This window comes from Micromonospora ureilytica (assembly GCF_015751765.1).
Lineage (GTDB): Bacteria > Actinomycetota > Actinomycetes > Mycobacteriales > Micromonosporaceae > Micromonospora > Micromonospora ureilytica.
On sequence record NZ_JADOTX010000001.1, the window covers coordinates 390,310 to 402,935 of the forward strand.

11 protein-coding genes are annotated in these 12,626 nt (G+C 71.5%); all 11 read left to right on the forward strand.

Going from position 1 to position 12,626, the window contains the following annotated elements; all coding sequences use genetic code 11:
* The first annotated feature begins 29 nt into the window (after positions 1 to 29).
* The 11 genes from IW248_RS01830 to IW248_RS01880 all read left to right on the forward strand — a co-directional run bounded on the left by IW248_RS01830 (position 30) and on the right by IW248_RS01880 (position 12,590).
* Positions 30 to 1,592: a UDP-N-acetylmuramoyl-L-alanyl-D-glutamate--2,6-diaminopimelate ligase gene (locus tag IW248_RS01830; RefSeq protein ID WP_196925383.1), complete on the forward strand. Its 1,563-nt coding sequence runs from the start codon at positions 30 to 32 to the stop codon at positions 1,590 to 1,592.
* Positions 1,589 to 2,986, forward strand: coding sequence for a UDP-N-acetylmuramoyl-tripeptide--D-alanyl-D-alanine ligase (locus tag IW248_RS01835; RefSeq protein WP_196925384.1), 1,398 nt, complete (start codon positions 1,589 to 1,591; stop codon positions 2,984 to 2,986). Before IW248_RS01830 ends, IW248_RS01835 begins: the two co-directional genes overlap by 4 nt.
* Positions 2,983 to 4,107 carry a phospho-N-acetylmuramoyl-pentapeptide-transferase gene (gene mraY / locus IW248_RS01840; protein WP_124815347.1) on the forward strand — a complete coding sequence of 375 codons (1,125 nt, stop codon included), beginning with the start codon at positions 2,983 to 2,985 and terminating at the stop codon, positions 4,105 to 4,107. Before IW248_RS01835 ends, mraY begins: the two co-directional genes overlap by 4 nt.
* A gap of 235 nt (positions 4,108 to 4,342) precedes the next feature.
* Positions 4,343 to 5,773 (forward strand): FtsW/RodA/SpoVE family cell cycle protein, encoded by a 1,431-nt coding sequence (locus tag IW248_RS01845; RefSeq protein WP_372432753.1) that lies wholly within the window; start codon positions 4,343 to 4,345, stop codon positions 5,771 to 5,773.
* Positions 5,773 to 6,879, forward strand: a complete 1,107-nt coding sequence (murG, locus tag IW248_RS01850) for an undecaprenyldiphospho-muramoylpentapeptide beta-N-acetylglucosaminyltransferase (RefSeq protein ID WP_124821632.1) — start codon at positions 5,773 to 5,775, stop codon at positions 6,877 to 6,879. The genes IW248_RS01845 and murG overlap by 1 nt, the downstream gene beginning before the upstream one ends.
* Positions 6,876 to 8,441 (forward strand): UDP-N-acetylmuramate--L-alanine ligase, encoded by a 1,566-nt coding sequence (gene murC / locus IW248_RS01855; protein WP_196925385.1) that lies wholly within the window; start codon positions 6,876 to 6,878, stop codon positions 8,439 to 8,441. The genes murG and murC overlap by 4 nt, the downstream gene beginning before the upstream one ends.
* Positions 8,438 to 9,256, forward strand: a complete 819-nt coding sequence (locus IW248_RS01860; RefSeq protein ID WP_196925386.1) for a cell division protein FtsQ/DivIB — start codon at positions 8,438 to 8,440, stop codon at positions 9,254 to 9,256. The genes murC and IW248_RS01860 overlap by 4 nt, the downstream gene beginning before the upstream one ends.
* A gap of 244 nt (positions 9,257 to 9,500) precedes the next feature.
* Positions 9,501 to 10,616: a cell division protein FtsZ gene (gene ftsZ / locus IW248_RS01865; protein ID WP_124820044.1), complete on the forward strand. Its 1,116-nt coding sequence runs from the start codon at positions 9,501 to 9,503 to the stop codon at positions 10,614 to 10,616.
* A 9-nt stretch (positions 10,617 to 10,625) separates the two neighbouring features.
* Positions 10,626 to 11,369 (forward strand): YggS family pyridoxal phosphate-dependent enzyme, encoded by a 744-nt coding sequence (locus tag IW248_RS01870; RefSeq protein WP_196925387.1) that lies wholly within the window; start codon positions 10,626 to 10,628, stop codon positions 11,367 to 11,369.
* Positions 11,370 to 11,561: 192 nt separating this feature from the next.
* Positions 11,562 to 12,254 (forward strand): cell division protein SepF, encoded by a 693-nt coding sequence (locus tag IW248_RS01875; RefSeq protein WP_196925388.1) that lies wholly within the window; start codon positions 11,562 to 11,564, stop codon positions 12,252 to 12,254.
* A gap of 30 nt (positions 12,255 to 12,284) precedes the next feature.
* Positions 12,285 to 12,590 carry a YggT family protein gene (locus IW248_RS01880; RefSeq protein WP_030334503.1) on the forward strand — a complete coding sequence of 102 codons (306 nt, stop codon included), beginning with the start codon at positions 12,285 to 12,287 and terminating at the stop codon, positions 12,588 to 12,590.
* Positions 12,591 to 12,626: the final 36 nt, after the last annotated feature.

A 12,626-nucleotide genomic window follows, 5' to 3' on the forward strand; every position in this document is an offset into this window, starting at 1 on the left:
GTGAGTGCCGACGAACCACCGGGGCGGCTGTGCGGCCGGAACCGGACGACCGGGTAGGGTCTGACGCCGTGCCCGGCAATCCACGTCCACGTACCGTGACCGGAGTCCGGCTCGGTGATCTCGCCGTCCGGCTCGCCGTCGACCTTCCGGCGGAGGCCGCCGCGGTGGTCGTCACCGGGGTCACCCATGCCAGCCAGGAGGTTCGCGCCGGCGACCTGTACGCGGCGCTGCCCGGCACCCGTCGGCACGGCGCGGAGTTCGCCGCCGGCGCCGCCGAGGCGGGTGCCATGGCCCTGCTGACCGACGCGGCGGGTGCGGAGCTGGCGGCGGAGACCGGTCTGCCCGCCCTGGTGGTGCCCGACCCGCGCGCCGTGCTCGGCGAGCTGGCCTCGGCCGTCTACGGCGATCCGACCGCCGATCTCACAGTGATCGGGGTGACCGGCACCGCGGGCAAGACGTCCACCGCGTACCTGATCGAGTCGGGGTTGCGGGCGGCCGGACACACCACCGGACTGGTCGGGACGGTGGAGACCCGGCTCGGTGACCTGGTGATCGACAGTGTGCGCACCACCCCGGAGGCGACCGACCTGCACGCGATGCTGGCCACTGCCCGCGAGCGTGGGGTCACCGCAGTGGTCATGGAGGTCTCCAGCCACGCGCTGGCCATGGGCCGGGTGGGCGGTGTGCGGTTCGCCGTCGGGGGTTACACCAACTTCGGCTCCGACCACCTGGACTTCCACGCCGACAGCGACGACTACTTCGCCGCGAAGGCCCAGCTCTTCGACGGGCGCTGCGGGGTCGAGGTGCTCAACCACGACGACCCGGCGTTGAAGCCGCTGCTCAAGCCGACCACCGTCACCTACTCGGCGGCCGGCGACCAGGGCGCGACCTGGTGGGCCGACGGTGTGGGCGGCGAGGGGTACGCGCAGCGGTTCACCGCGCACGGCCCGGACGGCGTGGCAGTGTCCGCCGGTGTCGCGTTGCCCGGCCGGCACAACGTGGCCAACGCGCTGCTGGCCATCGCCGCGCTGGTGGGCGCCGGGGTGGACCCGGTGACCGCAGCGGCCGGTGTGACCGCCTGCGGTGGGGTCCCGGGCCGGCTGGAGCTGGTCGACGTGGCCGCGCCGGTGCGCGGGGTGGTCGACTACGCGCACAAGTCGGACGCGATAGTGGCCGCGCTGGCCGCGCTGCGCGAGTTGAGCGCCGGCCGACTGATCTGTGTGATCGGCGCCGGCGGGGACCGGGACCGGGGCAAGCGGCCGGTGATGGGCGCCGCCGCGGCGGAGGGAGCCGACGTGGTGCTGGTGACCGACGACAATCCGCGTACCGAGGACCCGGCGGAGATCCGCGCCGAGGTGCTCGCCGGGGCGTACCGGGCCGGCACGGCCGCGCGGATCATCGAGGTGGCGGGCCGTCGCGCCGCGATCGACGAGGCGGTTCGGCTGGCCGAGCCGGGCGACGTGATCGCGCTGCTCGGCAAGGGGCACGAGCGCGGCCAGGAGGTGGCGGGCGAGGTGCTCCCGTTCGACGACAGTGTCGAGTTGGCCGAGGCGCTGCGGGCCCGCTTCGGGGACCTGGCGGGTCAGCGGTGATCAAACTGAGCCTGGCCGAGGTGGCCGCTGCGGTCGACGGACGGCTGGTGGCCGCCGACCCGGCCGCCACCGTCACCGGTTCCGTGGAGTTCGACTCGCGCAAGGTGGGGCCCGGTTCGCTCTTCGTGGCCTTCCCGGGGGAGAAGGTCGACGGGCACGACTACGCGGCGACGGCGGTCCAGGCCGGCGCGGTGGCGGTGCTCGGCAGCCGCGAGGTGCCCGGGGTGCCGATGGTGCTTGTCGACGACGCGCTGACCGCGATGGGCCGACTGGCCCGCGCCGCGGTGGACCGGCTGCCCGGGCTGACCGTGATCGGCGTGACCGGCTCGTCCGGCAAGACCACCACGAAGGATCTGATCGGCCAGTTGACCGCCCGACTCGGGGCCACTGTGGCGCCGCCCGGCTCGTTCAACAACGAGCTGGGGCACCCGTACACCGCCCTGCGGGCCGACCCGGACACCCGCTACCTGGTGATGGAGAAGGGTGCGCGCGGGGTCGGACACGTGCGTTACCTGTGCGAGCTGGTGCCGCCCCGGATCTCCGTGGTGCTCAACGTCGGCACCTCACACATCGGCGAGTTCGGCTCGCAGGAGGCCATCGCGCAGGCCAAGGGGGAGCTGGTCGAGGCGCTGCCGCCGGACGGGCTGGCCGTGCTGAACGCCGACGACCCCCGGGTGGACGCGATGGCGAGCCGCACGCGGGCCCGGGTCGTCCGCTACGGCGAGGCGCCCGACGCCGACGTGCGCGCCGAGGACGTCACGCTCGACGAGCGAGGGCACGCGTCGTACACCCTGGTCACCCCGGAGGGGCGCGCGCCGGTCCGGCTCCGGCTGGCCGGCCGCCACCAGGTCTGGAACACGCTCGCGGCGGCGGCGGTCGCCCGGGAGCTGGGCATGCCGCAGGCCGAGCTGGCCACGGCGCTCGGCGAGCTGGGGCTGGTCTCGACCCGACGGATGGACGTCTTCGACCGCCCCGACGGGGTGACGGTGATCGACGACTCGTACAACGCCAACCCGGCCTCGATGGCGGTCGCGGTGCGGGCGCTCGCCAGCATGGGCCAGGGGCGGCGTACCGTCGCGGTGCTTGGTTACATGGCCGAGCTTGGCCCGTTCGAGTACGACGGCCACGCCGAGGTCGGCCAACTCGCGGCCGAGCTGGGTGTCGACCGGCTGCTCGTGGTGGGTGAGCCGGCTGCGCCGATCCACGAAGGCGCGACAGCTGTAGCAAACTGGGGAGGAGAGTCGGTGCTGCTCACCGATCAGGCGGCGGCCGTCGAGGTGCTGCGGAGCGAGCTACGACCGGGTGATGTCGTCCTGGTCAAGGGTTCCCGGTACCGGACCTGGGAGGTGGCCGACGCCCTGCGCGCCGACACCGGTGGGGAGCCGACCCGATGAGGGCTGTCATCGTCGCCGTCGGGGTGGCCTTCCTCGTCTCGCTGTTCGGCACCCCGATCGCGATCAAGTTGTTCACCCGGCTCAAGGCCGGTCAGCCGATCCGGTCCGACGGCCCCGCGATGCACCAGGGCAAGAAGGGCACGCCCACGATGGGTGGGGTGGTCTTCATCCTGGCCACGGTGATCGCGTACGTGGCCGGGCACCTGGCCCTGACCAGCCTGCCGGACCAGCAGATCGCCCAGGTGGAGCCGACCATCACCGCGCTGGTGCTGCTGGGGCTGATGGTCTTCTCCGGCGCTGTGGGTTTCCTCGACGACTTCCTCAAGGTGCGCAAGCGCAACAGCGCCGGGCTGAACAAGCGCGGCAAGTTGCTCGGCCAGATCCTGGTCGGTGCGGTCTTCGGGGTGATCGCGCTGTGGTTCCCGAGCACGATGACAAACGGTTCGGGCCTGGCGACCAACACCGAGACGGTGGGCAGCACCACGCTGAGCTTCATCCGGGACATCGACTTCCTGGAGGTCAGCAAGGTCGGCGCGGTGATCATCTTCATCTTCGTGGTGATGGCCGCGACGAACGGCGTCAACCTCACCGACGGCCTGGACGGTCTGGCCACCGGCGCGTCGGTGATGGTGCTCGCGGCGTACGCGTTGATCGCGTTCTGGCAGTACCGGCACTGGTGCGCCGACCCGAACTACACCCAGCCGTACTGCTACGAGGTCCGCGACCCGTTGGAGATCGCGCTGATCGCCGGGGCGGCGGCCGGGGCCTGTGTGGGCTTCCTGTGGTGGAACACCTCCCCGGCGCGGATCTTCATGGGTGACACCGGGGCGCTGGGGCTGGGCGGTCTGATCGCCGGCATGGCGATGTCCACCCGCACCATCCTGCTGCTGCCGATCATCGGCGGGCTCTTCGTGATCATCACGATGTCCGTGGTGATCCAGATCATCTCCTTCAAGACCACAGGCAAACGGGTGTTCCGAATGTCTCCGCTCCAGCACCACTTCGAGTTGGCCGGCTGGAGCGAGGTCAACATCGTGGTGCGCTTCTGGATCATCGCCGGCATCGGCGTGGCCATCGCCCTGGGCCTGTTCTACAGCGAGTTCCTCGCCAACATGACCTGATCCGCGGGGCCGACACGCCCGAGGGGGCGTTCTGGGGGTGTCGGGCGTGTTTAGCGGTGATGATGTCGGGGTGGGGGAGGACATCGGCACTGAGGGCAGGGCAGGCGGGCGGGCGCGGCGGTCGCCGGGCGTGGCGGGGCGTACCGCGGAGGCGGTACCAACCGACGACGCGCGGGGGCCGGAACCGGGCGCGTCGCCGCGTGCGGAACCGGCGGCACCGGTGCCGCTGCGCGGTATCGACGCCGCCGGCGGGCTCGCCGCGTTGCGCGGCCTGCTGGACCGGCCGCTGACCTCGTACTACCTGCTGCTGTCCTGCGCCGGCCTGCTGTTGCTGATCGGGCTGACCATGGTCTTCTCGGCGACCAGCGTGAAGGACTACGCCGAGGACGGCAACGCCTCGGCGTCGGTGACCAAGCAGGCCATCTTCGCGATGATCGGCATCGGCGCGTTCTGGGTCTGCCAGCGCCTGCCGGCCAGCACCTACCGGTCGCTGGGCCGGCCGTTGCTGTTCACCTCGATCGGGTTACTGCTCCTGCTCAACCTGCTGCTCGCCTACGCCCGCCTGACCGACCAGGACTCGGGGCGGATCGGCCCGATCGAGGCGCGACTGAACTGGCTGTTCGTCGGCGGGATCCAGCTACAGCCCTCCGAGTTGGCCAAGTTCGCGATGGTGCTCTGGGGTGCCCACCTGGTCGCCCGCAAGGGCGCCGCGCTGGGCTGGTGGCGCGAGCTGGCCACCCCGCTCTTCCCGGTGGTCGGCCTGCTCTTCGTCCTGGTCGGCTACAACGACACCGGCACCATGCTCTGTCTGCTGGCCCTGGTCGTGGGCCTGCTCTGGGCCGCCGGCGTGCGGATGCGGGTCTTCGGCGCCCTGGCCGCGGCCGGTCTGGTCGGGATCGGCCTGCTCGTCGCGGTGGCCTCGCTGGGCGCCGGCTCCGGCGAGCGCGGCGAGGACAACTACCGCTTCGCCCGGCTGGCCATGTTCTTTAATCCGCCGGACCCGGAGACCTGCAAGCTCGGCGACTGTCTCCAGTTCTACCAGGGACGGCTGGCCATCGAGCACGGTGGCTGGTTCGGTGTCGGGCTCGGCAAGGGCAGCCTGAAGTGGGACTGGCTGCCCGAGGCGCACAACGACTTCATCTTCGCGATCATCGCCGAGGAGTTGGGCGTGATCGGGTGCGTCGTGGTGCTCAGCCTGTTCGCTGTCATCGCGTACACCGGGTTCCGGATCGCCCGGCGGGTCGACGACCCGTTCCGCCGGCTCGCCGCCACCGCCGTGACCACCTGGCTGGTCAGCCAGGCTGTGATCAACATCGGTGGGGTGGTCGGGCTGCTGCCGATCACCGGTCTGCCGCTGCCGTTCATCTCCGACGGCGGAAGTGCCCTGGTAGTGACGTTGGCCGGCATCGGCATGCTGGCGTCCTTCGCGCGCGCCGAACCCGATGCGGCCAGAGCACTGCATGCCCGTCCGCCGGCCCGGTGGGTCCGACTACTCTGGGCCCCGTTGCCGCCGCTTCCCGGCCGGCGTCGCCGACCGGCGACGCCGCCCGCTGGCCGAGGGTCCGTGCCCCGGTCCCGCGAGCGGCGCCACGACGATCAGGCCGCGCCGCGCGGGGTCCGACAGGACCGCAGCCGCAAGGGTACGGCGAGCGAGAGGAGACGCTGATGGGTCCGCTGCGTTCGGTGGTGCTCGCGGGAGGTGGCACCGGGGGGCACGTCTACCCGCTGCTCGCCTTCGCCGACTGCCTGCGCCGACACGACCCGGGCGTCCGGATCACCTGCCTCGGCACACCCCGGGGCATGGAGAACGACCTGATCCCGCCACAGGGCTACGACCTGCGGCAGATCCCGGCGTACCAGCTGCCCCGCTCGGTCAACATGAACCTGGTCCGCACCCCGGGCCGGATGTGGACCGCGGCGCGCGCCGCGGGCAAGGTGATCGACGAGGTGCGCGCCGACGTGGTCGTCGGCTTCGGCGGGTACGTCTCGGTGCCGGCCTACCTGGCCGCGTGGCGTCGTGAGCTGCCCATGGTGATCCACGAGGTGAACGTGCCGCCGGGCGTGGCCAACAAGCTGGGCATGAAGTTCACCAAGAACGTGGCGGTCGGCTTCCCGAACCAGCCGAGCCAGGCCGAGTCACTGCGGGACGCCACAGTCGTCGGTGTGCCGCTGCGCCGCAGCATCGCCGGTCTGGACCGGTACGCGTTGCGTAACGCCGCCCGCGCCCACTTCGGGCTCCGCCCGGACCTGCCGGTGCTCTTCGTGTCCGGCGGTTCGTCCGGCGCCCGCTCGATCAACCTGGCGGTCTCCGGGGCGGCCAAGGAGTTGGCCCGCAACGGCGTGCAGGTGCTGCACGTGATGGGCGCCCGCAACGAGCCGGTGCCGATCCCCACCGACCTGCCGGTGCCGTACGTGACGCTGCCGTACCTGTCCGAGATGGAGCTGGGCTACGCCGCCGCCGATCTGATGCTGGCCCGGGGCGGGGCGATGACAGTCGCCGAGGTGGCCGCGATCGGGCTGCCCACGATCTACGTGCCGTACCCGCACAGCAACCAGGAGCAGCGGCGCAACGCGCTGCCCGTGGTGGAGGCCGGCGGTGGGCTGCTTGTCGACGACGGGGAGCTCACCCCGGACTGGCTGGAGCGGACCGTCATCCCCCTCATTCGGGACCCGCAGCGGCTCTACAACATGGGTGCCGCCGCCGCGTCGTACGGCCGGCGCGACGGCGACGAGGCGCTGCGTTCCTTCGTGCTGGCGGCGGTGGCCCGATGACGGCGCAGTTCACGCCGGCCGGCACGCTCACGGCCGAGGACCTGGGCGCCGTCCACCTGATCGGAGTGGGTGGGGTGGGCATGCTCGGCGTGGCCCGCCTGCTGCTCACCCGCGGCATCCGGGTCTCCGGCAGCGACCTGCGGGAGTGGCCTTCGCTGGCGGGCCTGCGGGCGCTCGGCGGCACCATCCACCTCAGCCACGAGGTGACCAACCTCGACGGTGTGGACACCGTCGTCTACTCGTCGGCAATCCCGCAGGACCACCTGGAGCTGGTCGAGGCGCGTCGGCGCGGCCTGCGCGTGCTGCACCGCTCGGAGGCGCTCGCCGCGGCGATGACCGGCCGTCGGGCGGTGGCGGTCGCCGGCACGCACGGCAAGACCACCACCACCTCGATGGTGACGATGGTGCTCCAGCAGGCAGGTGTGGACCCGTCGTTCGTGATCGGCGGGGAGATCTCCGAGGTCGGCTCGGGCGCCCACCACGGCACCGGTGAGCACTTCGTGGTCGAGGCGGACGAGAGCGACCGCTCGTTCCTCATCTACCGCCCGTACGTCTCGATCATCACGAACGTCGAGGCGGACCACCTGAACACCTACGGCGACTACGCGACGCTGGAGGCGGCGTTTGTGGAGTTCGCCGGCCTCACCGACCCGGACGGGTTCATCATCACCTGCGCCGACGACCCGGGCGGTCGGCGGCTGGCCGAGAGCCTGCGGTCCGAGGGACGACGGGTGTACACCTACGGCGAGGCGGCCGACGCCGACCTGCGGTTGACCGAGATGGTCTCCTCCGCACGTGGGGTGCGCTACCTGGCCGCGATCGACGGCCGGTCGCTCGGCGAGTTCCGGCTGCCGGTGCCGGGGCGGCACATGGGGCTGAACAGCGCCGCCGCGGTGCTGGCCGCGTACCTGCTGGAGCTGCCGCTGGAGGCGGCGGAGGCGGCGTTGGCGGTCTTCCCCGGCGTGCGGCGGCGCTTCGAGCGCAAGGGTGTCGCGGACGGTGTGCTGGTCTACGACGAGTACGCCTACCACCCGACCTCGATGACCCTGGCGAACCAGACGTTGCGCGAGGTCGCCGGGGACGGCCGGCTGATCGTCGTCTTCCAGCCGTACCGGCTGTACCGCACCCGCGACAACCAGGCGGAGATCGCCAAGGCGCTGGCCATCGCCGACGAGGTGGTGTTGTTGGAGGTGTTCGGGCCGGGTGAGTTGCGTCAGCCCGGCGAGGGCTCGGCCGCGCTGATCGCGGCGGTGGATCTGCCCGCCGACCGCAAGGTCTTCGTGGAGTCGTGGGAGCAGGCCCCGGTCGAGGTGGCCCGTCGCGCCCGCTCGGGAGACGTGGTGGTCACCATGGGCGCCCCGCCGATCTCGCTGATGGGCGACGAGCTGCTGGCCGCCCTGGGTGAGCGTACGGCCGGCTCGGCGCCGACCTCGACTGTCGACCCGGTGGCCACCACCCCGGCGATCGGTGATCCGGTGCCGGGTGGGGCCACGTCCGGTGGCGACGGCGCGGCTCTCGGTGGCACCGCCGTGCCCGGCGGCTCGGCGCCCGCGGCCGGATGAGTCCCGGCCCGGCCCGAGGGCGGACCAGCGCCGCCGACGGCGGCGCCCCGCGCCGAGGTCCGGCCCGGCGGTGGCAGCTGGTCCGGGCCGGCCGCGACGCGGTACCGCCCTCGACCCGCCGGTTCATGGCCCGTGCCCGGCAGCGTCGCATGCGTGCGGCGCTGCCGTGGGCGGTGGCCGCCGGGGTGCTCGCCCTGGCCGGGCTGGTCGCCTGGACGGTGCTCGGCACCGGCCTGTTCGGCGTGCGCGAGGTACGGGTGGAGGGCGCCGACCTGGTCACTCCGGTGCAGGTGCACGACGCGGTAGGCGTTCCGGACGGGGTGCCGCTGGCCCGGGTGGACCTGGCCGCCGCCGCCCGGCGGGTCGGCGCGCTGCCGGCGGTCGAGCGGGCCACGGTGTCCCGGGACTGGCCCGGCGCGTTGGTGGTGCGGGTGACCGAGCGGACCGCTGTGGCGCTGGTGCCGCAGGGCGAGGCGTTCGCCCTGATCGACCGGAGCGGGGTGGCGTTCCGGACGGTGGAGCGACGCCCCGCCGGGCTGCCGCAGGTGACGGTGGCCCGTCCGGCCGCCGACGACCCGGGCACCCGGGCCGCGCTGGAGGTGCTCGTCGCGCTGACGCCGCAGCTGCGCGCGGAGTTGGTGGACGTGAACGTGGAGGGGCTGGCCCGGATCAGCCTGCGGTTGCGGGGGGATCGGACGGTGGTCTGGGGCGACGCGAGCCGGGGCACGGACAAGGCCCGGGTGGCCACCGCGCTGCTCGGCGAGGACACCGACCGGATCGACGTGAGCGCGCCGGATGTGGTGACCTTTCGTTGATCGGTGAGCGTGCGGGACGTGACAGGTCACGCTCCGCTCGGCGACACGCCGTCCGGGTCCTTGGCTCATCGGGCGGTGGCGCTTACGTTGCCCCGAAGAGCTTCAGTGGTTGACATAACTGTAAGCCTCTAGTAGAGGGTTAGGGTTCACCCCTGATCCTCGTTGGTGACAGCTGTCGTCGGCCGCTGGTCTGGCCACGCCGTACCCGGTCGGCCGAAGCCAATCTCGAAGGAAAGGACCGGAGATGACACCTCCGCACAACTACCTGGCGGTCATCAAGGTCGTCGGCATCGGGGGTGGCGGCGTCAACGCCGTCAACCGGATGATCGAGGTTGGGCTCAAGGGCGTCGAGTTCATCGCGATCAACACCGATGCCCAGGCGCTGCTGATGAGCGACGCCGACGTCAAGCTCGACGTCGGCCGGGAGCTGACCCGTGGCCTGGGGGCCGGGGCCAACCCGGACGTCGGGAAGAACGCCGCCGAGGACCACCGCGACGAGATCGAGGAAGTGCTCAAGGGCGCCGACATGGTCTTCGTGACCTGCGGTGAGGGCGGCGGCACCGGCACCGGTGGCGCGCCCGTGGTGGCCAACATCGCCCGCAAGCTCGGCGCACTGACCATCGGTGTGGTGACCCGGCCGTTCTCCTTCGAGGGCAAGCGCCGTCAGGTGCAGGCCGAGACGGGGATCGACGAACTCCGCAACCAGTGCGACACGCTCATCGTCATCCCGAACGACCGGCTGCTGGCCCTGGGCGATCGCAACATCAGCATGATGGACGCGTTCCGCACGGCCGACCAGGTGCTGCTCTCGGGTGTGCAGGGCATCACCGACCTGATCACCACCCCGGGTCTGATCAACCTGGACTTCGCCGACGTCAAGAGCGTGATGAGCGGCGCCGGCAGCGCGTTGATGGGCATCGGCAGCGCCCGCGGCGAGAACCGCGCGGTCGAGGCGGCCGAGGCGGCCATCTCCAGCCCACTGCTGGAGCAGAGCATGGACGGCGCGCGGGGTGTGCTGCTCTCCATCGCCGGCGGCTCCGACCTGGGTCTGTTCGAGATCAACGACGCCGCCCAACTGGTCACCGACGCGGCCCACCCGGACGCCAACATCATCTTCGGCGCGGTCATCGACGACGCGCTCGGTGACGAGGTGCGGGTGACGGTCATCGCGGCCGGCTTCGACGGCGGCACGCCCGCGTACAAGGCGGCCGAGCCGACCCGCAAGTCCAACACCAACCAGCCGGCACCGCAGAGCACTCCGGCGCCGGCGCCGGCCACCAACCCCACTCCGGCCCAGTCGCCGCGTCGCGTGCTCTTCGACGACGTGGACGTTCCCGACTTTCTCAAGAACGGGTCCTGAGCACCGCCGATGACCGACAGCTCAGCCACGGTACGACCGGATCGGCACGCCGAACTCGCGGCCGGTCTGGCGCAGGTTCGGTCCCGGGTCGATGATGCCTGCGCGCAGGCCGGCCGGGACCGCGCCGACGTCACGATGATCGCGGTGACGAAGACCTACCCGGCCAGCGACGTGCTGGCGCTGGCCGGGCTCGGGGTGACCGACATGGGGGAGAACCGCGACCAGGAGGCAGCCGGCAAGGCCGCCGAGGTGGCGGCTGCCGGGGTGCGTCCCTGCTGGCACTTCATCGGCCAGTTGCAGCGCAACAAGGCCCGCTCGGTGGTCCGTTACGCCGACGTGGTGCACTCCGTCGACAGTGTCCGGCTGGCCCGGGCGTTGGCCACCGCGACCGCCGACCGGCAGGCGCCGCTCGACGCCCTGATCCAGGTGAGCATCGACGGCGACGCGGCCCGGGGCGGAGCACTGCCCGACTCCGCGGATCCGGGCGCGGGGTTGGAGCCGGTGGCCGAGGCTGTCGCCGACGCGTCAGGGCTGCGTCTGGTGGGTCTCATGGCGGTCGCTCCGCTGGGGTGGGAGCCGGAGCGGGCGTTCGCCCGGCTCGCGGAGGTTGCCGACGCGTTTCGGGCAGTCCATCCGGGAGCCATCGCGCTCTCCGCCGGTATGAGCGGAGATTTCGAAATCGCGATCCGTTACGGCGCGACACATGTCCGCGTCGGTAGCGCGTTGCTCGGAATGCGTCCCACGCTGCGGTAGCCTGACCGCGAGACATGCAAATTACATCAGTGTTGTTTCAGGGGCGGGCGTCTCCTAGTCGGGGGTCGTGGCGCGCGACGCGAATCGCGCGCCGGGGGGATTGCCGTTCCGGTCCGATGGGCATGGTTGTCCACTCGCGACGGGCGACATGGCACGGGGGCGCGTGCCGCACGGCGGACGGAAGGGCGCGGGATGGGTGCACTGCGCAAGGCGGGGGTCTGGCTCGGTCTGGTCGAAGAAGACGACGAGCGGGCCTACGACGACGGTGGCTACGAAAAGGGTGGCTACCGCGACTCGCGTTACCGGCAGAGCCGGTACGCCGAGGAGTTCGCCGACGACGACGAGGACGACAACGAGGAGCCACCGGCTCCCCGGCCGCGCGACAGCGGGCGGGGTCGACTCTCCGAGCGGCCGAGCGGGCGGTTGAGCGAGTCGGAGCGCGGTGACGGTGAGCGTCCGGAGCGGGTCGAGCGGTCCAGCGTACGGTCGATCACCAGGTCGTCGGCGGGTGAGACCTCCGGCGCGCTGACCTACCACACGCGGGACAACCTTGCCCTCGCGCCGCAGGTCACGTCGCGTGAGCGGGCCCTGCCCGAGGAGGAGCAGCGTTACCAGATCACCACGCTGCACCCCACCACCTACCGGGAGGCGCGCACCATCGGTGAGCACTTCCGCGACGGGGTCCCGGTGATCATCAATCTCACCGAGATGGATGAGGCCGATGCCCGCCGTCTGGTGGACTTCGCCGCCGGACTGGCGTTCGGCCTGCGCGGTACGATCGAGCGCGTGACCAATCGGGTGTTCCTGCTCTCACCGGCTAACGTCCAGGTCACCGCTGAGGACAAAGCCAAGATCGCTGAGGGCGGCTTTTTCAGTCTGAGTTGACCCCGCCCGACCCGAGGGACGTCGCTGACCGTGTTGTCGATCTTACTGCAAGTGCTGTACCTGATCCTTTATGTCTTCCTGCTCCTTCTTCTGTCCCGGTTCGTGTTGAGCGCCGTTCTGCAGTACGGCCGTCGCTGGCAACCGGGGCGTGGAGCATCGGCAGGATTGGAATCCGTGTGGAGCGTCACTGATCCCCCTCTCAACGCGTTGAGGCGTGTGATCCCTCCGCTGCGAATTGGTACCGTGAGCATCGACCTGGCCTCCCTTGTGCTCCTGGTTATCCTGTTCGTGCTGATGGAGTTCGTGTTAGGGCCGTCGATCAGGGCATCTGCCTGATGACCGACGCGCTTTCGCGGCCGCAACTGACCCGAG

What these genes read in the sequence shown, in the direction of transcription:
- mraY (WP_124815347.1), top strand. Translation starts at nt 2,983, where the DNA reads ATGAGGGCTGTCATCGTCGCCGTCGGGGTGGCCTTCCTCGTCTCGCTG.
- murG (WP_124821632.1), top strand. Translation starts at nt 5,773, where the DNA reads ATGGGTCCGCTGCGTTCGGTGGTGCTCGCGGGAGGTGGCACCGGGGGG.
- murC (WP_196925385.1), top strand. Translation starts at nt 6,876, where the DNA reads ATGACGGCGCAGTTCACGCCGGCCGGCACGCTCACGGCCGAGGACCTG.
- IW248_RS01860 (WP_196925386.1), top strand. Translation starts at nt 8,438, where the DNA reads ATGAGTCCCGGCCCGGCCCGAGGGCGGACCAGCGCCGCCGACGGCGGC.
- ftsZ (WP_124820044.1), top strand. Translation starts at nt 9,501, where the DNA reads ATGACACCTCCGCACAACTACCTGGCGGTCATCAAGGTCGTCGGCATC.
- IW248_RS01870 (WP_196925387.1), top strand. Translation starts at nt 10,626, where the DNA reads ATGACCGACAGCTCAGCCACGGTACGACCGGATCGGCACGCCGAACTC.
- IW248_RS01875 (WP_196925388.1), top strand. Translation starts at nt 11,562, where the DNA reads ATGGGTGCACTGCGCAAGGCGGGGGTCTGGCTCGGTCTGGTCGAAGAA.